General features: G+C 60.5%; 26 protein-coding genes. 7 read left to right on the top strand and 19 right to left on the bottom strand.

Annotated features, from left to right (window positions below):
* Positions 1 to 306: 306 nt before the first annotated feature.
* On the bottom strand, positions 307 to 933 hold the full coding sequence (locus tag NOV21_RS06150) for a DUF47 domain-containing protein (RefSeq protein WP_283171668.1): 627 nt from the start codon (positions 931 to 933) through the stop codon (positions 307 to 309).
* A 268-nt stretch (positions 934 to 1,201) separates the two neighbouring features.
* Here NOV21_RS06150 and NOV21_RS06145 point away from each other — a divergent pair, with 268 nt between their 5' ends.
* Entirely contained in the window at positions 1,202 to 1,462 is a 261-nt protein-coding gene (locus tag NOV21_RS06145) for a type II toxin-antitoxin system RelB/DinJ family antitoxin (protein WP_283171667.1), read from the top strand.
* 230 nt (positions 1,463 to 1,692) lie between these two features.
* On the opposite strand, the gene NOV21_RS06140 is transcribed toward NOV21_RS06145, so the two are convergent.
* Positions 1,693 to 2,379 carry a hypothetical protein gene (locus NOV21_RS06140; RefSeq protein WP_283171666.1) on the bottom strand — a complete coding sequence of 229 codons (687 nt, stop codon included), beginning with the start codon at positions 2,377 to 2,379 and terminating at the stop codon, positions 1,693 to 1,695.
* A 296-nt stretch (positions 2,380 to 2,675) separates the two neighbouring features.
* On the opposite strand from NOV21_RS06140, the gene NOV21_RS06135 reads away from it, so the two are divergent.
* Complete coding sequence (locus NOV21_RS06135) at positions 2,676 to 4,148, top strand: DUF6429 family protein (protein ID WP_283171665.1); 1,473 nt, start codon at positions 2,676 to 2,678, stop codon at positions 4,146 to 4,148.
* Positions 4,149 to 4,291: 143 nt separating this feature from the next.
* Here the strand turns inward: NOV21_RS06135 and NOV21_RS06130 are convergent, their stop codons facing one another.
* The gene (locus tag NOV21_RS06130) at positions 4,292 to 4,717 is read right to left on the bottom strand and encodes a helix-turn-helix transcriptional regulator (protein ID WP_283171664.1); all 426 of its coding nucleotides are present in this window, start codon (positions 4,715 to 4,717) and stop codon (positions 4,292 to 4,294) included.
* Between the two features lie 95 nt (positions 4,718 to 4,812).
* Between NOV21_RS06130 and NOV21_RS06125 the strand changes: the two genes are divergently transcribed.
* The 3 genes from NOV21_RS06125 (at position 4,813) to NOV21_RS06115 (ending at position 7,411) form a co-directional block, all read left to right on the top strand.
* Positions 4,813 to 5,028 (top strand): hypothetical protein, encoded by a 216-nt coding sequence (locus NOV21_RS06125; protein WP_283171663.1) that lies wholly within the window; start codon positions 4,813 to 4,815, stop codon positions 5,026 to 5,028.
* A 541-nt stretch (positions 5,029 to 5,569) separates the two neighbouring features.
* Complete coding sequence (locus NOV21_RS06120) at positions 5,570 to 6,868, top strand: ATP-binding protein (protein ID WP_283171662.1); 1,299 nt, start codon at positions 5,570 to 5,572, stop codon at positions 6,866 to 6,868.
* Positions 6,869 to 6,964: 96 nt separating this feature from the next.
* Positions 6,965 to 7,411 carry a DUF2200 family protein gene (locus tag NOV21_RS06115; RefSeq protein ID WP_283171661.1) on the top strand — a complete coding sequence of 149 codons (447 nt, stop codon included), beginning with the start codon at positions 6,965 to 6,967 and terminating at the stop codon, positions 7,409 to 7,411.
* Between the two features lie 72 nt (positions 7,412 to 7,483).
* On the opposite strand, the gene NOV21_RS06110 is transcribed toward NOV21_RS06115, so the two are convergent.
* Both NOV21_RS06110 and NOV21_RS06105 read right to left on the bottom strand, forming a co-directional pair.
* Positions 7,484 to 8,431 (bottom strand): DsbA family oxidoreductase, encoded by a 948-nt coding sequence (locus NOV21_RS06110; RefSeq protein ID WP_283171660.1) that lies wholly within the window; start codon positions 8,429 to 8,431, stop codon positions 7,484 to 7,486.
* A gap of 457 nt (positions 8,432 to 8,888) precedes the next feature.
* Entirely contained in the window at positions 8,889 to 9,101 is a 213-nt protein-coding gene (locus tag NOV21_RS06105) for a heavy-metal-associated domain-containing protein (RefSeq protein WP_283171659.1), read from the bottom strand.
* Positions 9,102 to 9,660: 559 nt separating this feature from the next.
* On the opposite strand from NOV21_RS06105, the gene NOV21_RS06100 reads away from it, so the two are divergent.
* Positions 9,661 to 10,056 (top strand): DMT family transporter, encoded by a 396-nt coding sequence (locus tag NOV21_RS06100; protein WP_283171658.1) that lies wholly within the window; start codon positions 9,661 to 9,663, stop codon positions 10,054 to 10,056.
* 874 nt (positions 10,057 to 10,930) lie between these two features.
* Positions 10,931 to 11,236, top strand: coding sequence for a helix-turn-helix transcriptional regulator (locus NOV21_RS06095; RefSeq protein ID WP_283171657.1), 306 nt, complete (start codon positions 10,931 to 10,933; stop codon positions 11,234 to 11,236).
* A 348-nt stretch (positions 11,237 to 11,584) separates the two neighbouring features.
* Here the strand turns inward: NOV21_RS06095 and NOV21_RS06090 are convergent, their stop codons facing one another.
* The 14 genes from NOV21_RS06090 to NOV21_RS06025 form a co-directional block, all read right to left on the bottom strand.
* Entirely contained in the window at positions 11,585 to 12,205 is a 621-nt protein-coding gene (locus NOV21_RS06090; RefSeq protein ID WP_283171656.1) for a DNA-3-methyladenine glycosylase family protein, read from the bottom strand.
* A gap of 30 nt (positions 12,206 to 12,235) precedes the next feature.
* Positions 12,236 to 12,808: a methylated-DNA--[protein]-cysteine S-methyltransferase gene (locus NOV21_RS06085; protein ID WP_283171655.1), complete on the bottom strand. Its 573-nt coding sequence runs from the start codon at positions 12,806 to 12,808 to the stop codon at positions 12,236 to 12,238.
* The gene (locus tag NOV21_RS06080) at positions 12,805 to 12,966 is read right to left on the bottom strand and encodes a hypothetical protein (RefSeq protein ID WP_283171654.1); all 162 of its coding nucleotides are present in this window, start codon (positions 12,964 to 12,966) and stop codon (positions 12,805 to 12,807) included. The genes NOV21_RS06085 and NOV21_RS06080 overlap by 4 nt, the downstream gene beginning before the upstream one ends.
* A gap of 312 nt (positions 12,967 to 13,278) precedes the next feature.
* Entirely contained in the window at positions 13,279 to 15,027 is a 1,749-nt protein-coding gene (locus NOV21_RS06075) for an ABC transporter ATP-binding protein (RefSeq protein ID WP_283171653.1), read from the bottom strand.
* Positions 15,024 to 16,781, bottom strand: a complete 1,758-nt coding sequence (locus NOV21_RS06070) for an ABC transporter ATP-binding protein (protein ID WP_283171652.1) — start codon at positions 16,779 to 16,781, stop codon at positions 15,024 to 15,026. The genes NOV21_RS06075 and NOV21_RS06070 overlap by 4 nt, the downstream gene beginning before the upstream one ends.
* A gap of 205 nt (positions 16,782 to 16,986) precedes the next feature.
* Positions 16,987 to 18,036 (bottom strand): helix-turn-helix domain-containing protein, encoded by a 1,050-nt coding sequence (locus tag NOV21_RS06065; protein WP_283171651.1) that lies wholly within the window; start codon positions 18,034 to 18,036, stop codon positions 16,987 to 16,989.
* Entirely contained in the window at positions 18,026 to 19,462 is a 1,437-nt protein-coding gene (locus NOV21_RS06060) for an ABC transporter ATP-binding protein (RefSeq protein WP_283171650.1), read from the bottom strand. Before NOV21_RS06060 ends, NOV21_RS06065 begins: the two co-directional genes overlap by 11 nt.
* Complete coding sequence (locus NOV21_RS06055) at positions 19,459 to 20,181, bottom strand: energy-coupling factor transporter transmembrane component T (protein ID WP_283171649.1); 723 nt, start codon at positions 20,179 to 20,181, stop codon at positions 19,459 to 19,461. The genes NOV21_RS06060 and NOV21_RS06055 overlap by 4 nt, the downstream gene beginning before the upstream one ends.
* The gene (locus NOV21_RS06050) at positions 20,181 to 20,813 is read right to left on the bottom strand and encodes an MptD family putative ECF transporter S component (RefSeq protein ID WP_283171648.1); all 633 of its coding nucleotides are present in this window, start codon (positions 20,811 to 20,813) and stop codon (positions 20,181 to 20,183) included. The genes NOV21_RS06055 and NOV21_RS06050 overlap by 1 nt, the downstream gene beginning before the upstream one ends.
* A 320-nt stretch (positions 20,814 to 21,133) precedes the next feature.
* Entirely contained in the window at positions 21,134 to 21,871 is a 738-nt protein-coding gene (locus tag NOV21_RS06045; RefSeq protein WP_283171647.1) for a DUF434 domain-containing protein, read from the bottom strand.
* A 238-nt stretch (positions 21,872 to 22,109) separates the two neighbouring features.
* Positions 22,110 to 23,000, bottom strand: coding sequence for a sensor histidine kinase (locus NOV21_RS06040; protein ID WP_283171646.1), 891 nt, complete (start codon positions 22,998 to 23,000; stop codon positions 22,110 to 22,112).
* Between the two features lies 1 nt (position 23,001).
* On the bottom strand, positions 23,002 to 23,904 hold the full coding sequence (locus tag NOV21_RS06035; RefSeq protein ID WP_283171645.1) for a hypothetical protein: 903 nt from the start codon (positions 23,902 to 23,904) through the stop codon (positions 23,002 to 23,004).
* A complete protein-coding gene (locus NOV21_RS06030; RefSeq protein ID WP_283171644.1) occupies positions 23,897 to 24,814 on the bottom strand; it encodes an ATP-binding cassette domain-containing protein in 918 nt (305 codons plus the stop codon). The genes NOV21_RS06035 and NOV21_RS06030 overlap by 8 nt, the downstream gene beginning before the upstream one ends.
* A 109-nt stretch (positions 24,815 to 24,923) precedes the next feature.
* Positions 24,924 to 25,622, bottom strand: a complete 699-nt coding sequence (locus NOV21_RS06025; protein WP_283171643.1) for a response regulator transcription factor — start codon at positions 25,620 to 25,622, stop codon at positions 24,924 to 24,926.
* Positions 25,623 to 25,954: the final 332 nt, after the last annotated feature.

Here is a 25,954-nt window from a genome sequence, read left to right as displayed (position 1 = left end):
CGGATGCGGGATGCGATGATATTCCCACTGCATCCACATGGCGCGGAAAGACCCTGCGGCTTCTGCTGCAGGGTCTTTGCTAAGCGATGCCGGCTTGCATGTCACTCGCTTAAGTTAATGACATTGGAAAAACGGGTCGGCACCTGGAAACCCTTCGGTTTCAAACCCCGCCTGCTTCAACGCGTACAGCGCCAGATCGCGGATGTTGGTATCGTCCTCGACGTAGTAGATCATGAGAATAGTCTAGTTCTGCCAACGGGCCTTTTCCATGCCACACCGCATCAAATCCGTGCAAAGTCTTCGTTTCTATCTGTACTCGACTATGATAGCCTCAAGTTCTTCTGCGGCCGTTTCGACGGCGTCTGAGATTTTTTCGACGGCGGACAGGATTGCATGCGCGATCCTGCGCTGCTCAACATCGACATCCGTTCTCCCATAGAGTTCGTGAACGGCATCGATGTAGATACGGTCGCATTCGCTTTCTCTGTCTTGCACACTTAAAAGATGCCCCTTGAGTTTGCCGTCATGGGTCGGGAGGGATCCCAGCAGCAAAATCGCGCTTCTAAGCGATTGGATCGCGAGCACGACCAGCGATACCGTCTCGCGCCCCGCTGGCTCGATGCCCGAGCAGTGGTAATAGTACGCCTGTATGGTGACGTCCTCTATCGTGTCGCTGATGTCGTCGATTGCGTTGGCAAGCGCAGCCATGCTGCCCCGCTCGAAGGGCACGACAAAATCCGTGAGCAGATGCGCATGCACCTCGTGGCAGACCTCGTCAGCATCGTTTTCGATAGTGTGCAGTGCGTCCACGAGTTCCCGGGAACCGAAGTCCCCCGTCACAATCGCGCTCTCGAGATTGCATGCAAGCTCGTTCGCATAATCGACTTGCTTAAGGTAGGCGTCGTAATAGTTGAATCCGCGATCCTTGTTCATGAAGGTTCCTCTCTTGTATGCGGGCAATACGCCCATCAAGCTGGCTTCCACGGATGAACACCCCTCGCATCGACTATGGGAGAAGGATGGAGGGGCCGTGACAGATCAGGGAAAGAGATTCGTCAAAGTTTCGCAAAATCCTCCGCTTATTCCGTTTGGAACGGTATGAGCGGGAATAAATTCGTAAAGCAAATTAATATATATATATATAAGCTTTACATATATTGGTCATTGCTAAACTCCTTCCCAGAACGGAAGGAGTTTTCTTTTGGCTACCGCAATGGTGAACATACGCATGGACCAGGACGTCAAACACGATATGGAGTCGGTCTGCAAGAAACTCGGCATGAGCATGACCACCACCTTCACCATCTTCGCAAAGAAGATGGGCCGCGAACACCGCATACCATTCGAAGTGTCGGTCGATCCGTTTTACAGCGAGGAGAACTTCGCACATCTGCACCGCTCCATCGCCGACCTGAACGTCGGCCACGGGATGGAGCACGACCTAGTCGGCGGCGATGAATAAGGTCTGGGCGTCCGAGGCACGGGACGACTACATCTGGTGGCAAACTCAGGACCGAAAGACGCTCAATAGCGGGTCTCTCTGCAACTACATTTATATGCCGCTCATCTGCTCATATGCCCGGTTTCCTTCCACGGAAACTGCCGAAGAGCCCTTCGCCATCTTCGGCAGCTCCTGTGGCAGGAAATCATGAGTATAGGTAGATGAGCGACCGGAGCATGGCAATCTATCGGTCAATCGGAAATATAGTCGGACTGTTCGCACGAAACATCGTAGTCGACCATTTCCAAGCCGCGTTCCTTGCAGAATGCCTCCGCAAGCTCCCTGAAGTTCTCCCAGTAATCCTCCACGACAGGCGCATAGTACTCCTCGGCATTCACATACCAGTCGAAGTCGCGGTCGAGCTCGGACGACAAGGCACGCTCGAACAGCGCGTGGATGTTCTCCGCGCCAATATATGGACTCTCGTCTAGAACAGCCCCGACCGCATCTCGGGCAACCCGTTCATCCCTTACGCTCACCTTGATGGATGCTTTGCAATCGCAATAGATGTGGACGCCGCTTCGCCCCCACGCCGAATGCGTTTCCGCCTTCAGCGTCCAAGTCCCCACGCAGAATTCTTTAAAGCCTTCCCCACGCCTCGCCTCCCAGACCTCCAAGTTCTCATCGGAGAGCAAACTGGCATACATCCGGGCAATTTCCTCGGCGACGCCACAGGCGAGGAAGCATTCGACCTCGAGTCGATCCGAAAGAGACGGGACATCGTCACGGTGCTCCTTAGCCCACGGAATGGCCCCTGCAAGCAGCGTAGCCAGAGCAAGACGGGCTTCGCGGGGCTCGACATCCTCCAACTTCGCCAAGTAGCGGTATACGCTGATTGGCTCCCTTTGCAGGTAACCGATTCCTTCGGCGTCGGCCAATCGCTTGAGCGCATCCCCTAATTCGCTGAAAGGACCGCCGCGCTCGTGCCCCGTTTCGTCGTGCATTATCAAGTCTCCTCATTCCCATCGCCTTCAACCGCAAATGGTATAATCTCGTCTCGGACCTGCAGCCCCAAGGCAACCCGACACGTGCAGTCATTCTACCGAGAAGTCACCAAAATTCTCCTCTGCATAGAAGCCCCGACGCTAAAAACCAGTCGCTCGAGCAATCGACAACTCAAGAAGGCTGATACCATGGCTTCGAACAAAAGGCGAAAAGATTGGAGTGCTGTCGCATGGGAAAGAAATCGTCGCACAGCAAAGGCAACGGACCGTCCGATGAAGCTTATGAAGAAAAAGTGCGGACCGCGGGTCTCGTGCTCGCCCTGCTCTATCTGACGTCCTGGACAGAGGGCTCGGGCGACTACGCGGCCCTGCGCAGCTGGCGCTCCTACGATTGGGACGCCCTGGACGCTCTCTGGGACGCCGACCTTATCAGCGGGAACCGAAAGAACAAGTCCGTTTGGATCACCAGGGAGGGCGAGAAGACCGCCCGGCAACTCGTCGAATCTCTCAATCTAGACACTTCAGCCCTCGAGGTGTTCATGCCGCCCGTGCCCGACGTGCCGAAGCAGGGCCAAAAGGCGTACCGGCTGAACGTCCGGTTCGACTTCGAGAAGCTTTCATGCTGGCGCGAGCTCGTTGTTCCCGCAGAATACACCTTCTTCGATCTGCACATCGTGCTGCAGACGCTGTTCAATTGGCTTGACTATCACGTGTACAACTTCGAGCTCGACATCAAAGAGCGCAGGTTCTTCCTCGGCGAGGTGCGGTGTTTCGAACCGGATTTCTTCGACGAGACCTGCGAATGGCGAGGACGCGAGCTCGTCGACTTGGAGAACGTGACGCTCGAGGACGTCTTCGAGCGGACCGACGTCGTGCACTACACCTACGACTGGGGAGACAACTGGGATCTGACCATCCTCTTGCTGGGAACCGAAGAAGGATACCCATCTGCAGACCCGCGCTGCGAGAAGGGCGCGGGCGACTGCCCACCCGACGACGTCGGGGGCGAAGGAGGTTTCGAGGATTTTCTCAAGGTCATCGCGGACCAGGATGATCCCGAGCACTGGCATCTCGTCGAATGGGGCGAGGGGCAGGGCTTCGAGCACTTCGATTTGGGACGCATCAACAAACGAATGCCCTCCTGGAGGCGCAACAAGGCCATCCACCTGCGCAACCGAGCAGAAAACGAGCTGCCTGCCAACGTCATCCCGTTCGAAGACATCCTGGCATCCGCCCCTGCGAGCACCTCGACACCCGAAACGAACGCACCCGCGGACGACGAGTACGAGGCGTATGAGCGTGCATGCAAGGAGCGGGAGATGGAGAACGACGGCTACCTCAGGGAGTTCGGCGACTGGCTCAAGGCATCGGGGTTGAAGGACGCCACCATCCGCCGCCACATCGACAACGTCGGGTTCTTCCTAAACGTGTTCCTCCTGCGCGAGGACGCATACCCCATGCAGGAGGGGTGCTCTCGACTGGACGAGTATTTCGGCTACTTCTTCATCTACAAATGCATGTGGTCGACTCCGGGTAACATCAAGACGACGGCGGCGAGCATCAAGAAGTTCTACAAATGCATGCGTGACGCGGGGCGCATCTCGGAAGAGGATCTCCGGCTGGTCACCGAAACCATCAAGGGGAACATGGCCGGCTGGCAGGATGCGTGCAGGCGGTTCAACGATGGCAGCATGTTCGACTAGCAAGCAACCCGCCTAGGCAATCGGCGAGGCGCCTCCTGCATGTCTCCCTTGAATTGGGCGACGTCCTGCTCGCGCAACGGCACAAGTTCCATGCTGCACATGCTCCTTCGGATGATCGATGAAGGTCGCTCGAGGACCTCTAGCTACCCCTTGAACGAGAGTTTCCAGGCCTCGTAGTCGGTCTCTGAGATCTCGCCCGCGTCCAGCTGATCCTTCTTGCGCTTCCACGCCCTGAGGGCCCGGGAGAACTTCCGGGAGCCCTCTTCGGACGAGTTTACGCCCACCGCCAGGCCCTGGTCGGTGTCGATGACCTTCAGCCCCAGAGAGTCCTCCATGCGGAAGAGCATCTCCAGCGCCCCGCGCGCGGTCTCGGGCCCCATGTCGGAGAGCGCCTCCTCCGTCACGCCCAGCACCTTCGCGAGCGCGGCCATGTTCGCCTTGTTGGGGTTTCGGTAGCCCAGCTCGTAGTTGCGCACGGCGGACTCGGTCACGCCGATCTTCCCAGCGAGCTCGCGCTGCGTCAAGCCGGCCTCCTTGCGGAACTTCCTCAGGCGCGTCCCCAAGCTCATGTCTTGGCATTCTCCTCTCGAAGGGCTTCGTCATCCATTCTACGACAACACATATTTGTGCGTAATGCATTGATAACATCGAGGCATGCACGTTCGTGTCCTTGAGACCAAGCCTGCGCCTTCTAGCAAAACCCCTGCCCAGCACGATGACGAACTGGGACAACGGATTCGCCGCAGCTTACAGCGGCTTGGTCTACACTCCCACGGTTGTCGAGCTGGGCATCATGATCGGCATCTTCGCCTTAGGCGTATTCATTCTGCTAGCGGGATTAAGATACCTCCCGCTGCAGCCAACCGACAAGACAGAATAGCTGAATTCTTTCAGGAACATGCTGCAACATGGATGCCCCGCTTCTCGCAGGATGTAATTGCCAAGACGCGACTGCCCTTCTATCTCTCGGCCGCATTGCTGCTAGGAGCATTGTTCGAGAGCCATCCAGATGGAATCTGCTCGTAATCGTTAAGGCCCCACTCGTCGAGTCAATCGATCCTGGCCACACCCCTCGAAAAGCCACGCGTAACCTGCACTGGAGACGTTCTCGCCGACCTGCTCTCCATGGCCAGGAAGAGCGTCAACGAGGCTCTGGAGCGCCGCGCCCCGTTCACCGCAGGGACGATGCCATGGACGGCAGCGCCCTGGTCGCGGTAACGGTGGTAGTCGCTGAATCCAAGCCTGAAGAGAAGGAGGCTGCGGTAACACTGGCGGTGAATTCCCTCGTATAGCACAAAGTCATATGTCACCCTTGAGTGAGATTGATTTATGTCCTTATATATGCGTGTGTTTACACTATTACGTCCTTAATATTGTTGTTCAATGCTAAAATATTAACATATCCATTATAAGGAGGATGCATGGAACGACAGCTGATGGAACAGCTCGTCACCTGGAAAGATGGCAAGCGCAGGAAGCCCCTCATCCTCAACGGCGCGAGGCAGGTCGGCAAGACCTGGCTTCTCAAGGAGTTCGGGGGCGCCCATTTCGAGAACATGGCATACGTGAGCCTGGACAACGACTCCCTCGCGCGCAGCTTCTTCGACGCCGATTTCGATGTAAAGCGGATCATCAGCTCGCTCTCGCTCGAGCTCGACGCACGCATCGAGCCGGGCAAGACGCTCATCGTCCTGGACGAGATCCAGGCCTGCCCCAAGGCGATCACCTCGCTGAAGTACTTCTGCGAGAACGCGCCCGAATACACCGTCGCGGCGGCGGGATCGCTCCTTGGCATCTCGGCGACCGAGGGCACGGGGTTCCCCGTCGGCAAGGTGAACATGCTCGATCTGCACCCGCTCTCGTTCCTCGAGTTCCTAAAAGGCACGGGCGGCGGAAGGTTTGCCGACCTCATCGCGTCCGGGGACGAGCAAGCGATCAACCCCTTCGGCGGGAAGCTCTCGGCCATCCTGAAGCAGTACTACGTGGTCGGGGGCATGCCCGCCGCGGTGGAGGCGTTCGCGGAGGACGAGGACGTGCGCGCGGCGCGCGAGGTCCAGCGGGAGATCCTCGGCGGCTACGTGCGCGACTTCGCCAAGCACATCCCGGCAAGGCTGCTCGGCCGCACCATGCTCGTGTGGAACTCCATCCCCAGGCACCTCTCCCAGGAGAACAAGAAGTTCGTCTTCGGCCAGGTCCGCAAGGGGGCGAGGGCGAGCGATTTCGAGGAGAGCCTTGTCTGGCTCGAGCAGGCGGGTCTCGTCCGCAAAGCCCGGCGCGTCAGCAAGCCCGCCATCCCGCTGTCCGCATACTGCGAGCGATGCGCGTACAAGGTGTTCATGGTCGACGTGGGGTTGCTCGGCGCGGCCAGCGGTCTGGAGCCCGAGGCCGTCCTCGAGGGCAACCGCGTGTACACCAAGTTCAAAGGCGCCCTGACGGAGCAGTACGTCTGCCAGGAGCTCGTGGCGGCAGGCCTGTCGCCATACTATTGGTCGACCGAGAACTCTCGGGGAGAGGTCGACTTCCTAGTGCAGTCGAAAGGTGAGATTTATCCCATCGAGGTGAAAGCGGAGGAAAACCTGCGCTCCAAGAGCCTGCGCGCCTTCAACGAACGATACGAGGGGATGAGTCCGCGTCGGTTCAGCCTGTCGAGCTTCCGCGACCAGGGCTGGATGAGGAACATTCCGCTCTACGCCATCGGCAACTTAGGGGCCTGGGTCTAGGCGGGCGAGTTCCAGATCCTCCCCCAGGGCATCCATGCCACCCGACGCTTATAATGACGATGACCGCCCGCATGCAAACCCGCTGCAGAAAGGCGCATGATGGATAGCGAAAAAGCATACGCGATGGATTATCGCAAGGTTTACGATGCGCTGGTAGCCAAAGCCGCCCGGAAAGGCCGCACGCAGCAAGAAGTCGACGAGCTCGTCACATGGCTGACCGGATACAAGAACCCCTCGGCGCTTCCCGAGGAGCTAACCTATGGCGACTTCTTCAGAAACGCCCCGGCCATGAACCCCGCGCGCGTTGCAGTGAAGGGGAAGGTATGCGGCGAGCAGGTGGCAACCTTGCAGGATCCCCTGATGCGCGACATCCGCTGCCTGGACAAACTGGTAGACGACCTGGCGGGCGGCAAAGAAGTCGCATCGACCTGCCACGACCTGATACACCGGCTTGCAGGCGATTTTCTCGTGGATGACGAGCTGCTTTCCCAAGGAGGCAGTTGCCGCAGGCTACGCTTTCCCTGGAGCATCTGCAACCCGTAGGACTCAAGCTGAGCATGCCTGGCGGAGCGCTTGCTTCCGGCTTGAAAATCCGCGCCTGTCGCTCTATTCAGCTTACGAACGAGCCAGGGAGATGAAGAAGCTGCCGCCACGCGGCGTCACATCGACCAGACCCTCGTTCTTCAGCACGCCCACGGAAATCTCCAGGTCTTCTTCGGTCAAGTCGAATGCGGCACGCATCTCCTCGGCCGAAACGCGGTCGAATTGTCGCAGCAGATCCAGCGCGCGTTCCTTGGAATACTCCGGTGCCTCCAAGGTAACGTAGCCGTCGGTCAAATCCGCTACGATCGCCGCCAGGTCTTCAGGGGTCTGGTAGCCGCCGACCACCGTGCGCATGGAACCGTATGTGATAAGCAAGGTCGGGAAGGCCTCGATCCCCAACGAGCGCGTGCGCGCCACCTCCCCGTCCAGCTCGTACTGGGCGCGCCCCGATTCGATCGCATCGCGGAACACCGCCATGTCCACGCCGGTCGATTCCACGAGCAAGTCCACGTTGCCCTGCTTGCCGATCTGCATGTCGAACGCGAAGGCGGACTGCCGCAGCAGCTTCAGGAAGCGCGAAGCGGCATCGGGGCCGTCCACGATCTTGATGGCTTCGTAGGCGAGCGATGAGTTGACCGTCTCGATGTCGTCGGGCTGCAAGCCGGGAACATGGGCCCACGACATGGGCATGCCGGTCTTGTTCGCCATGATCGAATAACCGGCGGCAAGCTGGCCCTTCATGGCGTTGAAGCGCCGCACGGCTTCGAGCCCGGTACCGACCATCTGGGCCGCATCCGGGATCATCAGGCCCATCGTGTAGTGGTAATCCACCCGTTCTCCCAGGCGGAAGCGCAGCATGGTGGTCGCCGGTTCCATGCCGTAGCACCAACCGCACAATGGGTCGGTGAAATGCTCGATCTCGAGCTTCAGCGTATGGTCCATGCGCGAGCGCTGCTCGTCGAGCATGGCGTCAAGCTCGTCCAGGTCCAGTGTGAAATTCATGTTCTCATCAGTTTGCATCAGGGTCGTCCTTCAAGAGCGATTCGTAGGTATCCTAAGCAGAGTACCGTCCAGAACGAGGGACAGCCAGAGGTGTTCCCAAACTTGTTGAAGCGCCGTCACGATCGCCCATCCACCGCACACACCAGGAGGGCATTGCTGCGATCTTGGCGCTACCGTCACCGGCGCCATGGGGATATGCTTGAGATTCCGTAATGCGCAGCGGCGCTGCCGCTACACGAGCTTCATAGCATCCGGCGTATATCTGCCCGAATCATGGAAGAACGCGGCAGCCCACTTGAAGACGTTGGGCACGGAAGCGGATCCAACGCTCTTGGTTGTTCACGAGCTGGGATACTTCAGGTCCTACGAAAGCTTCCGAAACATAGTTCATCTGGTGCGCGTGGTCCCACGATCTGCGATTCCGCCCTACGGTTCCTAACGCCTATTTGCCGAAGAGCTTGAGGCCCTTCTTCTCTTACAGTTCGCTGCTTACCGATAGCAGCCCGTAGCCGGTGGAGTCGATCGTGACGTGTAGCGCCTCCTCCGTGATTGGCTCCTCGGACACGATAACCGCGGTTTTCTTCCCCCTCGAAGCCTTCACGTTGAAATCGCAGCGAATGGCGTCTTGAATATGGTTCTCGCACATGCCGCACATCATGCCGTCGATGTTTGCCGTTGTCCTGTACATAGCCGGTTCCATTCTGCAATCGCAGTAGTTAGATATATCTAACCGATTATAGTGCCGCCGCAGACGCTTGCCCAAAAACACGCCACGTGGGTTTCGCGTAGCTTTGCGATTGATTGAGCAACTGTTTCCGGATCGTATTTCCGGCATGCTGTCATGCCGACATGCGCGCGGTCAGAGCGGTTGCCCATCACGATTGCTCCGTGCGGTCGACGTGACTACACCTAGGTTGACCATGCTTCCGGTGCATAACCATGCGTCAGAATCGCACTGCAAAATGTGTGGCAGCGGGTAGCGGCGGAGTGCGGCGTTAGTACCTGCTGATCATGACTCAGATTCCCCAAAACGCACGGGGTGTTGCTGCCGCGCTCATGGGCGGGTTCCTAGGAGGATTCTCGGGAGCGTGCGCGCAACTGCTGTTCGATCAATTTGCGACCGACTGCTGACGGTAAGGTCTTTGTATCGCGATGCGGTAAGGGCCTTTCCCAGCCCCACCATCCGAGCGGATAAAGTCCTTACCGAGGAGAAAAAAGATTTTCTTACCCTGCCAAGGAAAAAGTGCTTGATTTTTGCGACCGGCCCCCTATGGGTGGCCGCGGTACGCATCGGCACCGCCGGGGTGCTCATGGTGGTGCTTGCCCTGTGTTTGGAGGGGAAGCGGGCGCTCGCTCCCCCGTCTAACCTGCACGATGTACTGGCTCTGGTCGCTTCCGGTTGGCTCGCCCTTATCGGCGGTGTCGCGATGCTCGGCACGGTCGTTTCCTTCTTCTGCTATTACCAGGGAGTGAAGGACATCGGTCCTTCGTGCACGAGCATGCTCGCCAGCGTGGGAGGCGCCAGCTCCACCGGTTTTGCGGCACTTTGGCTGGGAACGCCCCTCACTATCATGGACTTCGCCGGCCTTGCGTTTATCGTCTCGACCGTGTTCCTGCTCTCCGGCGACACCGAGCACCCATAGCATAAAAGATCGCGCGCCCCAGCAGGACCGCGCAGCCCCAGCACCGGGAAGTGCGACGAAGCGTGTTGAAGGGCGTATGCGCGAGCAGGCCCGCCTGAAAGTCGAATTCGTCAAGGCACGCAAGAATAGATGCAGAGTTCTCAAGAATTCGGCAAGATAGGCGACGTTTTTTTGAACCCTCGCTCCTTCGCATAGAGGCTTGCGTAGCCAGGATACCTTTCGGCTTTTTCCGGCGGGCCAACTCTCCTGCTTGTTTGCCTTCCCGCAAATATCAAGCAGCTTGTCCCGGGGCGGGGGCGCGGTGGGAAGCTCATACCTTGCTGCGGAAAAACACCCTACCGTCTGCACCTTCCGCCAACCTGCGCGCCGGGACCCATCCCCGATGGGCCAGCTTCGGGGGTTTCCGGCCTTTCCTAACCCTGGAAGGCCGGATGGCGCCCTTCGGGGGCCAGCTTCGGGAGTTTCCGGCTTTTCCGGAAGCTGGGGAACCGAAGGGGAGCCGGCCGGCAAGCCCGAGAGCTGGGGAAACGGAGCCGCCCTTGTTCCAGCGCGGAGATCCCAGGCAGAGAGAAGGCGAGAAACCCCCGAAGTTGGCCCGGCCCGACCGATCGGCCGGAGCCGAGCTCGCGGGCTCATGACTTCAGGTAGTTGCGCGGTCGAGCTGCTATATGGCACGGGGCGGTTCCGCCAGCTGCTCGATGAAGCACCTCAGCCTCGAATTGGTAAAACGCCGGGTGAGAAAGCTGTAAAAGACATTTTGCAAAGCGAAAGACCCTGAAACGGGCCCCTGCCAAACCCATTGGACTGCGCATGCCGTAGGATATCCCTATCTTCAGGAGCAGGACGGCGGAGCCGTCGTCTCGGAAAGGAACGCATGGAACTCGGAAACCTCATCAAACAGCATCGCGGGGACAGGAGCATGTCCCAGGACGGTCTGGCGCGCGCCATCTTCGTCTTGCGCCAGACCGTTTCCAACTGGGAGACGGGCAAGACCTATCCCGACGTGCAGAGTCTGCTTTTGATGAGCGACCTATTCGACGTCTCCATAGACCAGCTCGTGAAGGGAGACATGGCAATGATCGACGCGGAAATCGAAAAGGCGGCGAAGAGGATGAAAGTCCTCGCCCAGGTGATGTGGGGCTTCGCCCTCTTCGCGATCGTGGCGGCAAAGAGCTTTTAAGGTTGCGCCGACCAGTCCAACTGCCTTTACCATTTCCGCTCTACCATTTGCAAGCGTAACTATATGATGGGTCGCTCGGTTCGTACATGTCAGATGACGCATAACCGAATCGCCGATAACCGTATCCGGCGATATGAGGAGAACGCCTGAAACGATGGTGCGACACGGTAACCGAACTCAAGAGGAGATTTTCGCGACAAACTGCCCTACCTGACAACATTCTGCGTGCAGTGGATTCCCCCTCCGACGGCAACGGAAGAACCCGCAAGCGGAAGCAACGTTCGCAGGGAGAACCTGTGCGCAAAATCCTGAAGAACAACCAGCCCGACAACTCGCGCAATAGACGCCTTACCCGGAAATGACGCCGCGGGAGACTTCCCAGAGGTACAGGCTCGCAACGCTACCGTAGGGACTGTAGCGACGACGATATCTCTCGAACTGCTCGCGGGTGATCTCTCGATGGTGGTAGACCGCGCGCATGCCGCGTTGGATCGCCAGATCCTTGAAACTGAGGATGTCTGGACGTCCCAGGCAGAATAGCAAGATCATTTCGGCCGTCCATTCCCCCACGCCGCGCAACGATGAGAGGGCGGCGATCGCGTCCTCATCAGGCATGGAACGCACGGCATCGAGGTCGAACTCGCCCGAATCCACTTTCCGCGCGAAATCGAGCATATAATCCGCCTTGCGGAACGTCGTGCCGAACGCCTGGAGCTCGTCCGCGTTCGACGCGGCAACCGCGACCGCAGAAACTTCTCCAAGCCCCTCTCGCATGCGCTTCCACACGGTCTGCTGCGCCGCGGTGGAAACTTGCTGGCCGATGATGTGGTGCATGACGGAGCCGAACAGATCGCCATCCATCGCACGGCACACGTGGCCGATCTGATCGATAACCGGGGCCAGCTTCTTATCCCGTGCCTTCAGATAGGCGACTTCCTCATCGCCATAGGGAAAGTATCTCTCTGCCATCTTCTGCCGGCCTCCCATGCGAAAACCGGGCTACAGCGCGGTGCCTCGGGTAGGCACCTTGAGCCTGCTCGTGTCGACGCCCTCGAGCTTGAGCAGCTTCACCTTGCGGGAGATGCCGCCCGAATACCCGGTCAAGCTCCCCGTGGATCCCACAACGCGGTGGCACGGCACGATTATGGAACACGGGTTGCGGCCGACAGCCACGCCGACGGCGCGCGCGGACATCTTCGCGTCATCGCCTTGCTCGGCAGCGAGCGCCTTCGCGATGCCGCCGTACGTGGCGAGGCATCCATAGGGGATTTTCGCGATTTCTGCCCACACCCGCTCCTGGAACGGAGTGCCATGCAGCTGAATCGGCGGCAGCTTTCCTGGGTCGCGTCCCTCGAAGTATGTATCGAGCCAGACGAAAGCCGCGCGTAGGGCTGGCGACGCATCGCGTGCGCGCTCGCCTTCCACGCGCTCGTCGGAGGCAGCACCCACGCGGACGGCAAGCTTCTCCTCGAAATACTTCTGGCCGTCGAGCCAGAGCCCGCACACATGCGGCCCGTCGCTTGCCAGAGTGAGAGTTCCCACGGGACTCTCGTAAGTGCCTAGGTACATCATCTTCCCTCCTGCGCAAAATACTCGTCGGAGTCGGCGGGCACCTGCGTGCGATCACCCATGATATAGCGATGCAGCGTCACCGCCCCAGTGATAGTGTAACCGGAAAAGAAGGGGTCGCGACCTTTTTCCAGTAGAGACGATGGCTCATCTGATTGCACCAGCGCTCCATGCTTTGCATCTCCCAGATTGCAAATCGACACTATTATCAGCTCCAATGGTTTGCAGATTGCCAAATGGATAGTGATCGAGCAGCAGGTCGGTTTATCGTGATGCCTGAAGCCTCATCCAGAAGTACCAGAGCCTTTTCGGGACATCTGACGCTATGAACATTGTAAGCAACCTTGAGGAGCGATACCTTGATCGAAGGGCTCTAAAAGAAGAGCTCGAATCCCTGAAGAAGAGTTGATCTTAAAGCGCTGGCAGCGATTGATTCGGGGCCATTCCGTCATGGCGGCTAAGGTTGGCGCCATCTATGCGATGCGCCATCCCTCTGCTGCGGCGCGCGCCTCGGCGAAGCGGCGGTACGTGCCTTCCTGCTCCATGAGCTTCTCGTGGGTGCCTTGCTGGGCGATCCGCCCATCTTCGACCACCAATATGTTGTCCGCTTGCTCGATGGTTGCGAGCCGGTGGGCGATGACGACAACGGTCTTCCCTACCGTGAGCTCGGTAAGCGCCTGCTGGATGAGCCGCTCGTTCTCCGGATCGATGGAGGCGGTGGCCTCGTCGAGCACGACGATGGGAGCATCCTTCAACAGGGCGCGGGCGATCGAGATGCGCTGGCGCTCGCCGCCGGAAAGGGTGCTGCCACCCGTGCCCACGACGGTGCTGTAACCATCCGGCAGAGCTCGGATAAACTCGTCGCAACGCGCACGTTTGGCCGCTTCTACCACCATCTCACGGGTCGCGCCGGTAGTGCCGAAGGCGATATTCGCCTCGATGGTATCGTTGAACAGGTACACGTCCTGGAAGACCATCGAGAAATTGCGGAGCAGGCTATCCACCGTGAACTCGCGCACGTCGTGCCCGCCGATGCGCACTGCGCCCGCGTTCACGTCGTAAAAGCGAGCCATGAGGTTCGAAAGCGTCGTCTTTCCCGAACCGGATGGCCCCACGATCGCGGTGGTCGTGCCCTCGGGCGCCGAGAAACTCACATCATGCAGCACCTCGCGATCGTCATAGGCGAAGCTCACGTTCTCGAATTCGATATCGAAGGATTCAAGCTCGATCTCGCGACCATCCTCGTCGATGAAGTCGGCCTCTTCGATTGCGCTCAAGCGGTCGAGCGCCTCGTTGATATCGCCGAACATGTGCGCGGAGTCGGTCAGCCTTGCAATCGCCCCGAAGATGCTCGTCGAGAAGAACGCGACGGCGATGGACTCCCACAGCTCGATGCCGCTTGCGGCAAATGTCGCAACCGCTACGACCACGAGCACCACGGAGGCGACTTGCAGGATCGTCTTGTGCGCGATGTTGGGTGGAGTGAATCCGAATTCGATGTCGATGCGGGCTTTACGCAGGGAGCGGACAGCCGTGTCGTATGGCTTGCGCACGGCGCCGCTCGTCCCATACGACTTCGCGGTGCCCAATCCGTTGTGCAGCTCGACCACGGCGCCGGAAAGACGCTCGGTGGCGGTCTTCGCGGCAGGGGCGAGCCGTGCGCTCGTACGATTGATGATGACGAGCGTTATCGTAACCAATGCAACGGCAGCGATGGAGACAAGGCCCGCAGCCGGGCAAACGAAAAGCAGCCACAGCGTGATGATCGCGGCGCTGGTGTATCCGCCGAGCGCGGCATCCACCTGACGCACGCCTTCGAGCTCGAGGATATTCAGATTGGTGGTGACCGTCGAAAGTATGTCTCCGGTCTTCACCCTCTGGAAATAGCCGAGCGGCACGCGTTTGAGCACGTCGCCCACATCGAGGCGCGTGATTGCGGCGCGTTCGTAGCCGACGCTTTCCTGCACGCGGTGCTTAGCGTACTCGAACGCGAAGCGCACGAGTACGCAGCCTGCGATGATGCCGAGGGAAAGCCAGATGAGCCCGGCGTCGACACGTGCCTCGCCGCGGGCATCATCTACGAGCCGGCCCAAGACCCATGCGGCTGCGAAAAGCGGGACCGCAGTCGCGATCGCGGTGAAAATCGAGAGCACGAATCCACCGTACACGCGGCCCCTCATCGTTCCCACCCAGGCGATGATCCTCCTGTACGCCTTGATCATTCGGCATCCCCTCCCCTGGCGGTTTCGACAGCACGCGCGGTTGCGCCAGCGCCTTTCGCGCCGTGCGAGCTTGCAGCCCAGGCTGCAGCCCCGATATGCGCCCTCCACATGCTGGCGTAGAGTCCGTTCTCCGCAAGCAGCTGCTCGTGCGTTCCCACGGCCGCGACCTCGCCTGCGTCGATGACGTAGATGCGGTCGGCGGACGCGATGGTCGAGAGGCGGTGCGCGATGACTATCAACGTCTTCCCCCGGGCAAGGCGCGCCACCGACTGCTGGATGCGCGCCTCGTTCTCCGGATCGGCAAATGCCGTCGCTTCGTCGAACACGACGATGGGAGCGTCCTTCAAGATGGCGCGCGCGATGCAGATGCGCTGCTTCTCGCCGCCGGAGAGCGCATGCCCCGCCTCGCCTGCGGGCGTGTCCCATCCAAGCGGCAGGCGGCTTACGAACTCGTCGCAACTCGCGGCATGCGCGGCGGCGTCGATCTCCTCGTCCGCCGCATCCGGCTTGCCTAGACGCAGGTTTTCCCGCAGCGTGCCGTCGATGAGGAATCCGTCTTGCGAGACGAAGCTCACCATGCTAGAGAGCTGGTCGAGCGTCATGTCGCGCACGTCGGCGTCGCCAATGCGAACGCTTCCGTTGCAGACATCCCAATGCCGTGCGATCAGCCGCGCAAGGGTGGACTTGCCCGAACCACTCGGCCCCACGAGTGCGGTCACGCTGCCTTCGGGCGCCTCGAGGCTGATGCCGTGGAGGATCTCGACCTCCTCGGAATACGAGAAGCGCACGTTTTCCATATGCACGGATCTCCCCCGCACCTGCGCGGGCCCGTCCGGCTGAGCGAGCTCGGGAAGGTCCAGAAACTCGCGTGCGTCCGCGATGGCGTACTTGAGCAAGTTCATCTCGTTGAATGATGCGCCGAGGTACGTCACCGGCGTCACGATCGCGAAAGCGAGGATGCAGGCGAGACCGAACTCGGCGGGGGTGAGCGCACCTCCCAGGTACAATGCAACACCTACCGGCACAACGCCCAGAAGCGTCGTTGGGATCACGGACATCGCCAAACTCTGCGCAACCCACGATGTCCTCATCCACATGAGCGTGAAGTCCTTGAAGCTGCGAACGGCGTCTGCGAACTTGGTATAGCTGCCAGTCGTCTGGTTGAACGCCTTCACCACATGGATGCCTTCGATGTATTCGACCATAGCGGTGTTCACGGCATCCTGCAGCGCAAGGTACCGGTCGTACATCTTGTAGTAGCCCTGCATCCCCAGCGCCATGACGACAAGGCCGATAGGAAGGGTGGCCAAGCACGAGAGCGCAACGCGCCAATCGATCACGATGAGCCATATGGCGATGCCGATGGCAAGCAATAGATTCGCTGAAAGCTCGGGAATCATATGCGCGAGCGGCACTTCGATCGATTCGATGCGGTCGACGACCAAGTTCTTCAGGTTGCCGATGCTCTTGGATTGAGCGGTGCCAAGCGAGGCGCGCATCATCTTCGTGGCAACTTCCTCACGCAGCTCGGCAAGGATGGTGTAGGCGCTGATGTGAGCGTTGATCGTCGAGAAGCCGAAGCTGACTCGGCTCACGACATGCGATCCGATCGCGACAAGCGCCCAGAGCATGACGGCGCCCCCCAGGTCTGCTGCAGGCGCAGCGATGACTGCCTCGATGATGCGATAGATCGCGTAGAATGGGACGAGCTGCAGGAGCACGCTTATGATCGACATCAGCTCTGCGATCGCCATGCGCCCCTTGCAGCGCGCGGCAAAATGGAGGAGCGTGGAAAGCCAGCCGCTCGTGTCCTTGCGGCTACCGTCTGGCGATTCGCCCCTTATGGCTTTCTCAGCTCCTTGTTTTTTTCGACTCACGGCATGGCTCATTTCAATAGTTAGATCGATCTAATATCCTTTTGCATGAGCGTATCGCTTGTCTCGCAAAAGCTTGATTCGATTAGGCAAAGTTATCCCGTTTAGACGGGATCTTGCCCCCGTACGCCTGTTTCAGGGCATACGGATGCTGGGTTTTGCGCCAGCTGCTCGGAGTGGCGCCCATCACGTCGCGGAATGCCTGCGTGAATTTCGAGGCGCTGCCATAGCCTACGGAGGCGGCGACATCCGCGATCTTCAGGCTCGTGTTCATGAGCATGTCTGCGGCTTGCTGCATGCGGTACGCGCGCAGATACGTGGCGGGAGGCATCCCGTAGACGCCCCTGAAGCAAGCCTTGAAAGCCGTAGTGGGCATGTTGAAACGCTCGGCGAGCTGGGCGATCGTGTATTCGCGGGTCAGGTCGTCGACCATGAGGTCGCGCGCGGCGCGCACCTTCTCAACCTGGGAGCGATAGAGGTATGGGCGGCGGTCGGTGGAGGCATTGGGGACGAGGCCCTCCAAGAACAGCGCGAGCTCTATCGTTTTCACGCGCAAGTACGCGTCGAGCACGCCTTCGGGCGCTGCGTACATCTCGGAGAAAATATGCTCGGCACCCTGGACCTCGTGCAGGACCATGGGCATGCCATCTACGCAGAAGCGGTTCTTCATCTCAGCGAGACTCACCACACCTGCTCCGATGACCTTGTCGATTGAGGCTTGCGCCTCATCTGGGTCATAGGAGACGGAGATTCCCCTGTATCGCGAGAGCGGCAGCTCAAAGACGCCCTCATGGTGGGATCGATCGTCGAGCTTGAGATCGCCTTTTTCGACGTACACGTACGTGCCGCCGTGGAGAGGCTGCTCCATGCGTCCTTCGCGGCAATGATCGATGCACAGCGGTTTTGCCGCCGAGTGCACGCCCGTGACGCAGCGTTGCATGTGGAAGTCGTTGAAGGAGACGGCGATTCCCGGGAAGATGTTGTGGAAGAGCATCGTGCCCGAGCCGGTTTCGTTGCTTATGCGCAGGATGCTGCGCGACCCTTCGGTCACCACCTCCATATGGTCGCCCGAAGAATTCTGCTCGCTGACTATATTGTCGAGCATGTCTTTGGTCGCCTGCGGTCTATACATCATGACCTCTCTCCATATAGAACACGCTATCGCAAGATTCGCGCACGAACTCGCAGTCATGCGAAACCACGAGGATGGCGACCCCGCTTTCCGCCACACGGCGCACGAGCGCGCTCACCTCGCGCATGTGGGCAAGGTCAAGCCCGCTGGTGGGCTCGTCGAACACGAGCACGCCCCTGCCGGAAAGGAGGGTGCATGCAATGGCGAGCCGCTGCTTTTGCCCGCCCGAGAGCGCCATGGGATGGCGCTGCTCGAGATGCCCCAAGTCGAGGGATGCGAGCATGGTGCGGGCCTCCTCTTCGCTGCATCCTGCGAGGAGGCATTCCGAGAGGACGCTGTCGCTGAAGAGCTGATGATTCACGTCTTGCATGACCATCGCACAGCATTTCCTGCGTGCTTTTGCGTTGAGCTCCCGCCCGTCCACGCACAGGCGGCCACCTGATTTTTCCAGCCCGCAAACTGCACGCAGCAGGCTGGTCTTGCCCGTCCCGTTCGATCCCATGATACCCACGACGCGACCTCGCGGGACATCGAGATCAACGGGCTTCGACACGGCTTTACTCTTGCGCCTGCATGTGAAGTTCCGCAGGGAAAGACCGTTGCGCAGCGCACTTCCGTTTGCGCTTGCCGTGCGCAGGGGCAGCGCAAGCGCATCTTCGGCGGTCACGGCACGCAATCCGAGCTCCTCACGCTGGACTGCATCCAGGTTGCGGAGTTCCTCTGCCGTCAGCTGGCACTTGATACGGCCGTTCTCCAACAATATCGCCCTGTCGATGAGGTCGGCTGTGAAATAGAGCCGGTGCTCGGAAATGACGATGGTCTTTCCGCGGAAACGAATTCCTTGCAGCTGGTCGTGCAGCACGCGCACGGCTGACTCGTCGAGGTTTGCCGTAGGCTCGTCGAGTACATAGACGTCGGGGTCGGAAAGCGCCACGGAAGCGAGCGCCAAGCTCTGTTTCTCGCCACCGCTCATGCGGTTGACATCGCGAAAGAGCAGGTGTTGGATGCCCATATCGGCAACGACGGCGTTCACGCGCCGCTCGATATAGTCGATATCGGCCCCGGACGCCTCAAGGCCGAACGCGAGCTCATCGGTGGAGGTCGGGTTGAAGAACTGGCTTTTGGGGTTTTGGAAGACGCTCCCGACATGATCGGCAAGCTCGTACATCTCTGCCATCGCAGGGTCATGGCCGCAGACCTCAACTTCCCCCGAACGTGCCAGCGCAAGCTCGAAGTGAGGGACGATGCCGTTGATGCATTGCGTGACCATGGTCTTTCCCGCACCCGATGGGCCGCAAAGCAAAACGCACTCGCCCGGTTCGATGTCCAAGCTCACGTCCTGGATAAGGTTGCCGGCGACGTTCCTCGCCGATCCACCTGCATGCACGGCAAGATCATCGAGCCTGATTATGGGACCACTTTCAATCAATACGATCCGCCCCAGAACCGAACGAGGGATAACGCGATGGCACCGAATGCGAGAATCGCCCAATCGGACGCGTGCATGCGCAATCGTTCGGTGTCGGTGGGCAGAGCGGGATTCTCGATGCCGCGGCATGTCGCCGCCCGAGACAGCTCGTCCGCGGTCGAGGTTGCGGACATGATAAGCGGCACGGTGAAGGCCTCGATGCGTTCGGCGCGTGGAATGCTGCGTAGCCGCATAGCGTCGCGGATGCGGCCAACCTCGTGCGCAAGGGTGGGAAGATAACGCAGGGTGACCATCGCAGGAATGACGATTTGCCTCGGCATGTGCATCTTATAGAGACCGGCAGCGACACGATGCACCGAACATTCGCATGCCATGAGCACCGCCACCATCAGGCTGAGGTAGATTTTGCGGTTGAGCGTGAAACTGAAGAGCAAAGTCGTTGCAGCGGCCATCTGCATGTGGGGAAATGCGAAGTAGAGCGTTCCCAGCAAGGCTGCATACACTGCGAGAAATACCGCCGCCATCTTCGCATGGCCGCACAGCGCCTGAAGCAGCGCGATACTCAAGACGAGAGCAAGTTCGACAGCCAAGCTCTTTTCCATGAATGCGCTGAATGTGAATAGCACGAGCAGACCCACGTATGTGCGTGGGTCCGGATCGAGCACCCCTCTCTTGGGGCGGCGGCCAAGGGTATGTCGGCCGATGCCAACTTGCGACATCAGATCATTCCGGCTTTCGCGAAGTGTTTCTTGAAGAGCACGCGCGAGAGGTAGGCGCCTAAAACGCCGCAGACGAGCGTAGACGCGAACATGAGAACGAGCGTCGGGGTCGTGGCGATGCCGCTGAGTTGCCCGACATATTCGGCGCTTATGCCCTGTGCGAGCATCTGGTCGAAAAAGGATTGCCCGAGCGTCCATATGGGAAGCGGGCTGCCGCACATGCCGAGGGAGAAGAATGCGTAGGCGAACGCGTTACCCATGAAGTTGGTGTAATGGGTGATGTAACGGATAGCCTCGCCGACGATGGTGCCGCCGACGAACAAGGCGAGGATATAGGGCGAGAACGATCCCGAGAGAAAGCAAAACCCACCGAAAACGATGCCGATGACGAGAAGCGCGCCCGGCTTTTGCACGCGTGCGCAAAGCAGGAGGATCGGGGTTGCGCAGAAAAGCGCATCGATGGCGGGAAGCATAACCCAGATGTAGGGGGAAATACCGCTGATCAGCATGAACACCATGCTGATGGCGAACCAAAGCGCGGCGAAGATGCCGATGGAGATGAGGTCGCGGCCTTTAAGCGCCCTCGATGTCGAAGGAGCTGGTTGTTGGACGGCTTCTTTGCTTGACGGCATCGAGGTACCCCCTACATAAGTTAGGTATTGCTAACATTTATCGATAAGCATAGGGCATGCAGGAGGCGGAATCATCCCGACTGGCTGAAAATATTCCATTTGGACGACAGGTGTCGTAAATGGTCGGCGGCAACGGGAACATAGCTACCGCTTCCATTCCTCCATTTGATGGAGCATCGTGAAATGGGGCGGGATCGGGGAACGGGGAATGGCTCGCCACGGTTGGCGACGGTTGACGGGATTTGGCGCGATATGGAAACCATCCCCGCCCTTTTGAATCAAGGTTGGCATCCGGACAAGGTGCGCGCGAGGCCTCGGATCTAGCTTTCATGCGGTGGCGCCGCGAACCCTTGCGATGGCGGCATAGCGTCGATCATCCAAACCCCGCCGAGGCCGCCCACGATCTCGGCCACGGCATTCGACCACGCCGCGCACCGATCGAGGATGGCGCTGTCGCTGGTGACGATGACGTCCCTGCTCGCGGAGAGCTCTGCATCGACATCGCGCTCAAGACCGGCGGTCACCCGCACTCCCCCGAAGGACACGGCCTCCCGAAGGACGATGCCGCGCAGCCTGCCGGAGTTGGACACCGGCGCATCTATGAGGAATCCGACGCTATCCGCACCGATTCCGGCGAAATATGCGAGGAGCATGCGAATCGCCTCACCGGTCCGATCGCACGGACGGTACGCGCCGCGCATGCCCGCCAGGTCGCGCACCGTGCCGTCCTCGCAAGAAACGATCGGCCCGCCCGAGAGCGCGACTTCCAACGTGACTATGGCGTTGAACCCGTCGACGAGGACGTTCTTCCCGGCAAGGCTTCGCTTATCCAAGCGCTTGGCTTCCCGACCGCTCGCGGCGGCCTTTCCGGACACCGCACGGGCCATGAAGAGGCGTTGCCTGGCGGTGAGCTGGTAGCGGTCGCCCACGAAGTCACGCGCCGTGTCGCGCGAGTAATCGCGATCCAAGAGCCACGAGAGCTCATGGCAGGCGCGCGAGAGCACCGGCAGGGCATCCTTGCCGAAATCCTTATGGTCGCCGTCCGAGAAGCCCCTCATGCGATTCCTGCGCACTCCGAAGTCATTGTGATTGCATATGCGAATCGTACCACCATGTTGATGGGCATGGAAACAAGTGCCCGAGCCCGGAATCCAGGACACCCTGCCGAGCGCCGCGAGAAATTCCCCCTCGGCCTCCAGGCGTCTCAACTCCCCCGCCATACGACGCATCTTCGACGCGCAACCGCCCGGCTTCACTTGCCCCGGCACGGTCTCGGACGCCCTGAGCGCGTGGATCCTACGCCAAGCTGATGCGCAGGACGCGCCCGTCGAGCTCCGCCGAAAGCTCCAGATCCATCCGCTGGGCAAGCTGGCGGGCAGTGGCAAGGCCCAACCCCGAGCCGCTGGCGCTCCGGGTGCTGTCACCCCGGTAGAAGCGCTCGAAGAGCCTGTTCGTATCGATTGAGACAGGGTCGGCCACCTCGTTTTCGAAAGCGAGCTTGAAATCCACATCGTGCCCGGATTGGACAATGCGCGGCGCGGAGACGCCATGGCGCAGCATATTCGCCACAAGATTATCGAAGATGCGCGCGAGGGCTTCCTCGTCGGCATCGAGCGTGCAGCCCTCGTCGGCGAACGAGACGGTCGGCTGCCACCCGCGCGCCTCGAATGCGGGGTACTGACCGACGAGCACGCGCGAGAGCAGCGGCAGAACGAGAACGGGCCGCAGTTTGAGCTCCACATCGTCATCAAGCGACTTGGTGTAGGAGAACAGCGCCTCGACGAGTTCGTTCGCGCTATCGAGGCGCTCCTCGGCCGCTTCCAGATAGCGGCGCGCCCGTACGGCATCCTCTTCGTCGCCGGCAAGCTGGAGGTAGCCCTTGGCCCCGGCAAGCGGGGTGCGGATGTCGTGTGAAAGCGATTCGAGATCTCGTTGGAAGGCGGCCGCGTGGCGCGCGGCGGCGATGCGCTCGAGCTGCGCGTCGTCGAGCTGCCGGTTGATGCTGAGCGCGAGCTCCCGTTCTGCCCGCCCCGGCAGCTCCGTATGCAGCCGCACGTTGCTCTGTGCGTCTCGTTCGAGAAGGAAGCGGGTCATGCGCGCGAGCTCCCGCCGCCAACGCCAGCTGACGATGCCGCCGGCGAGCACGGTGCCGGCAGCGAAGGCAGCTATGAGGACGACGGGATCCATGCTAGACGTCCCTCTTGCGGGCGATCGTGAGCGATGCGCAACCGAAGACGGCAACGCAGACGATTCCCGTGATCAACACATGGGCAAGCGGCGTGATCACCTCCCCTGCCGGCGCGGCGGCGGACAGAAAACCCGAGCCGGCGCCAAGCAGCCCAGCGCTTGTGAGGGGCAGCCAGCCCGCGATGGCGCCCGCCACGGTCGAGCCGGAGAACAGCGAACCCAAGACCGACTGGACGATACCTTCTGCCATGGTGATGCCGACTGCCGTCACGGTACCGGCGACGACGCTTCTCGTGATCCACGTGATGAGGGCGACGATGCAGGCGTAGGCGCATGCGATGAGCCAGGAAAGCGCCATCCAAGCCAGCAGGATGCCGATGGAATCCGGATCGGTGAACGTGAAGCCAGCAACCGTGGTGCCGATGGCACAGGTGGCGACCCCCACTACCACGAACGCGAGCGCGACGAGCTCGATGACGAGCAGCTTCTCAAGATAGTAGGCCATCCTGTTGCGCCGTGCCGCAAGCACGCCCTTCAAGAAGCCGGTGCTGACGTCGGACGAGAGGAAGAGGGCGGTGAACAGGCCGTGCAGCAACACGATGAACCCACCGCCTACAATCGTGCCGCCGGCCACATAGGTGAGGCCGGGCACTGTCGTGGCGTCGATGGTATCGATGGCGGTAATGTCCGCGCCTCCCGATGACTGCACGCCTACCGAAATTCCCGTGCCTCCCTGACCTCCCGAGCTCGCACTCTGCATCGCCATCTCCCTGAACGTGTCGGTGCTGACGAACCATGACATCGCGACCACGAATGCTGCGCCGATGGCCATCACGGCAATGAGCACCCACAGCATCTTGCCGTGGACGAGCCGGTACAGGTCGGATTTCAGCAGGTTAAGCATGGCGAGCCCCCTTCTCCATGATCTCCAGGAAAAAATCCTCGATATCGCGCCGCACGGGCGAGAGTTCGAGGATCACAAGCCCCGCGTCCTGCAATGTGCGAGCGATGGCCTGCGTGTCGTTCACGCCGCCAACGTTGAGCGCGCCGCCATGCTCCACGCGCACCGTTGCCTGGGGCAGCGCCTCCTCGATGTGCGCGAGCGCACGCGGGTTGTCGGAGGTGTCCACGCGTATGAACTCGCCACAGGCCTCCTGCATCTGCCGGTCGGTGAACTCGGCTGCCATGTGCCCGTCGGAGATCACGCCGAAGCGGTCGGCCACGCGATTGAGCTGGTCGAGCACGTGTGAGCTGATGAGAATCGTCACGCCGCGCTCGTCGCGCAGGCGGGCCAGCAGCAAGCGCATGGAGCGGGAGCCCTCGGGGTCGAGCCCGTTGAGCGGCTCGTCGAGCAGCAGCAGGTCGGGGGTGCCCACGAACGCGAGCGCCAGGCCCAGCCGCTGTTTCATGCCCAGCGAGAACCCGCGCACCTTCTTGCGCCCCACTCCGGCGAGGTCGACGAGCTCGAGCAGCTCGGCGCAGTGGGCATGCGCGTTTGCCACGCCCATCGCAAGCGCTTTGGACATGAGGTTGGCATATGCGTCCAAGTTGGGCAGCACCCCCGCCTCCTCGATAATCACCCCGATCGGGTCGGCGTAGCGCCTTGCATCTCCGCCGAACAGCTCGATGGTACCCTCCGTCGGCGCGGCCAAGCCGGCGAGCATCTTCATCGTGGTCGATTTGCCGGCGCCGTTGCGCCCGACGAACCCGTAGATGGATCCGCGCGGCACGTGCATGTCCAGCTCGTCCACGGCGGCCTGCGCGCCATAGCGTTTGGTGAGCCCGTGCGTCCGTATCGCGTATTCAGTACTCATGAACCCTTCCTCTCCTGCAAGCGTTCCCTGTCGTGAATACACGTTAGACACGGTTGTTCAAGCAAGTTCCAAGCAGGTCTTAAGAAAGTTTGAGGAAAGGCGGCCATACTCAGCTGGCATTCAATTTGAATCCCAGGCCCCAGACCGTTTGGATGTATGAATCGGCGCCCGTGGACCGCAGCTTGGCGCGGATGTTGGAGATATGCGTGTTCACGGTGCTGTCGTCGGCGGCGTATGGCTCACCCCAGGCGAGTTCGTAGAGCTCCGCCTTTGTGAACACCTTGCGGGGGTGCGAGGCGAGCAGCTCGAGTATGTTGAACTCGATGCGCGTCAGCGGGATGTCCCGCCCGTCCACGGAAAAGATGCGTGCCTCGCGATCGATCCTCCAGCGGCCTGCGCAAAGCGCAGCCGTCAGGCCCGTGCCCTGCGCCGCCAGGTCCTTGCCAGCACGGCGTAGGAGCGCCGCCACGCGCGCCTCAAGCTCGTCAAGATCGAAGGGCTTCGCGAGGTAGTCGTCGGCGCCGAGGCGCAGCAGCGCAACCTTGTCGGCCGATGCAGCACGCGCCGACGTGACGAGAACGGGGACATGCGAACCCTGTGCGCGGATGGCGCCCACGAGCTCTTCCCCCGAGGCGCCGGGTAGCATGAGGTCGGTGACCACGAGGTCGAAGGCATGCGCTTCGAGCCGCAGCGCGGCTTCGGTGCCCGAATAGGCCTGCGTGCAACCGTAGCCCGCCTTGGAAAGGCGCGTTGCCATGATCGTGCTGAGGTCGGCGTCATCCTCGACTATTAAAACGGATGCAAGCATGTCCTGCATTCTAGCACGGGAGGCGGAAAGCGCCTTCCCTATCTCCCAGGGCTGTGCGCAGACAAAACCTTCTCCCGGCATGGCGGCCCGGACGAAGTGATCATGCCCATCCCATGCCTTCATGCCAGCGCGGGAGAGGCCCGCCGGGAGGCCAGCTGTAGGACGTGGCCCCCGGCGACGTGCTCACCTCAGATCGAGGTGACGGTCCAAGACGTACGTCGACGCCGCGCTGAAGATGACCGCGAGGGCAACCTGCACCAGCAGGAGGTTCACATAGGTCGTGCCCAGGGCATTCGACGCGAGCAGCCACGCGAGCGCGAGTGCCGCGAATG

The organism is Curtanaerobium respiraculi (genome assembly GCF_024609215.1).
GTDB classification, from domain to species: Bacteria; Actinomycetota; Coriobacteriia; order Coriobacteriales; family Eggerthellaceae; genus Curtanaerobium; species Curtanaerobium respiraculi.
This window is presented reverse-complemented; position numbering and strand designations above follow the sequence as displayed.

Bases quoted from the DNA above. Each gene is read 5' to 3' on its own strand.
- NOV21_RS06025 (WP_283171643.1), bottom strand. From the start codon at position 25,622: ATGCTTGCATCCGTTTTAATAGTCGAGGATGACGCCGACCTCAGCACG.
- NOV21_RS06030 (WP_283171644.1), bottom strand. From the start codon at position 24,814: ATGAGTACTGAATACGCGATACGGACGCACGGGCTCACCAAACGCTAT.
- NOV21_RS06050 (WP_283171648.1), bottom strand. From the start codon at position 20,813: ATGCCGTCAAGCAAAGAAGCCGTCCAACAACCAGCTCCTTCGACATCG.
- NOV21_RS06090 (WP_283171656.1), bottom strand. From the start codon at position 12,205: ATGGCAGAGAGATACTTTCCCTATGGCGATGAGGAAGTCGCCTATCTG.
- NOV21_RS06045 (WP_283171647.1), bottom strand. From the start codon at position 21,871: ATGAGGGGCTTCTCGGACGGCGACCATAAGGATTTCGGCAAGGATGCC.
- NOV21_RS06095 (WP_283171657.1), top strand. From the start codon at position 10,931: ATGGAACTCGGAAACCTCATCAAACAGCATCGCGGGGACAGGAGCATG.
- NOV21_RS06065 (WP_283171651.1), bottom strand. From the start codon at position 18,036: ATGATGTATAGACCGCAGGCGACCAAAGACATGCTCGACAATATAGTC.
- NOV21_RS06130 (WP_283171664.1), bottom strand. From the start codon at position 4,717: ATGAGCTTGGGGACGCGCCTGAGGAAGTTCCGCAAGGAGGCCGGCTTG.
- NOV21_RS06035 (WP_283171645.1), bottom strand. From the start codon at position 23,904: ATGCTTAACCTGCTGAAATCCGACCTGTACCGGCTCGTCCACGGCAAG.
- NOV21_RS06105 (WP_283171659.1), bottom strand. From the start codon at position 9,101: ATGTACAGGACAACGGCAAACATCGACGGCATGATGTGCGGCATGTGC.
- NOV21_RS06040 (WP_283171646.1), bottom strand. From the start codon at position 23,000: ATGGATCCCGTCGTCCTCATAGCTGCCTTCGCTGCCGGCACCGTGCTC.
- NOV21_RS06075 (WP_283171653.1), bottom strand. From the start codon at position 15,027: ATGATCAAGGCGTACAGGAGGATCATCGCCTGGGTGGGAACGATGAGG.
- NOV21_RS06070 (WP_283171652.1), bottom strand. From the start codon at position 16,781: ATGGCGATCGCAGAGCTGATGTCGATCATAAGCGTGCTCCTGCAGCTC.
- NOV21_RS06135 (WP_283171665.1), top strand. From the start codon at position 2,676: ATGGGAAAGAAATCGTCGCACAGCAAAGGCAACGGACCGTCCGATGAA.
- NOV21_RS06055 (WP_283171649.1), bottom strand. From the start codon at position 20,181: ATGTCGCAAGTTGGCATCGGCCGACATACCCTTGGCCGCCGCCCCAAG.
- NOV21_RS06115 (WP_283171661.1), top strand. From the start codon at position 6,965: ATGATGGATAGCGAAAAAGCATACGCGATGGATTATCGCAAGGTTTAC.
- NOV21_RS06120 (WP_283171662.1), top strand. From the start codon at position 5,570: ATGGAACGACAGCTGATGGAACAGCTCGTCACCTGGAAAGATGGCAAG.
- NOV21_RS06110 (WP_283171660.1), bottom strand. From the start codon at position 8,431: ATGCAAACTGATGAGAACATGAATTTCACACTGGACCTGGACGAGCTT.
- NOV21_RS06085 (WP_283171655.1), bottom strand. From the start codon at position 12,808: ATGATGTACCTAGGCACTTACGAGAGTCCCGTGGGAACTCTCACTCTG.
- NOV21_RS06150 (WP_283171668.1), bottom strand. From the start codon at position 933: ATGAACAAGGATCGCGGATTCAACTATTACGACGCCTACCTTAAGCAA.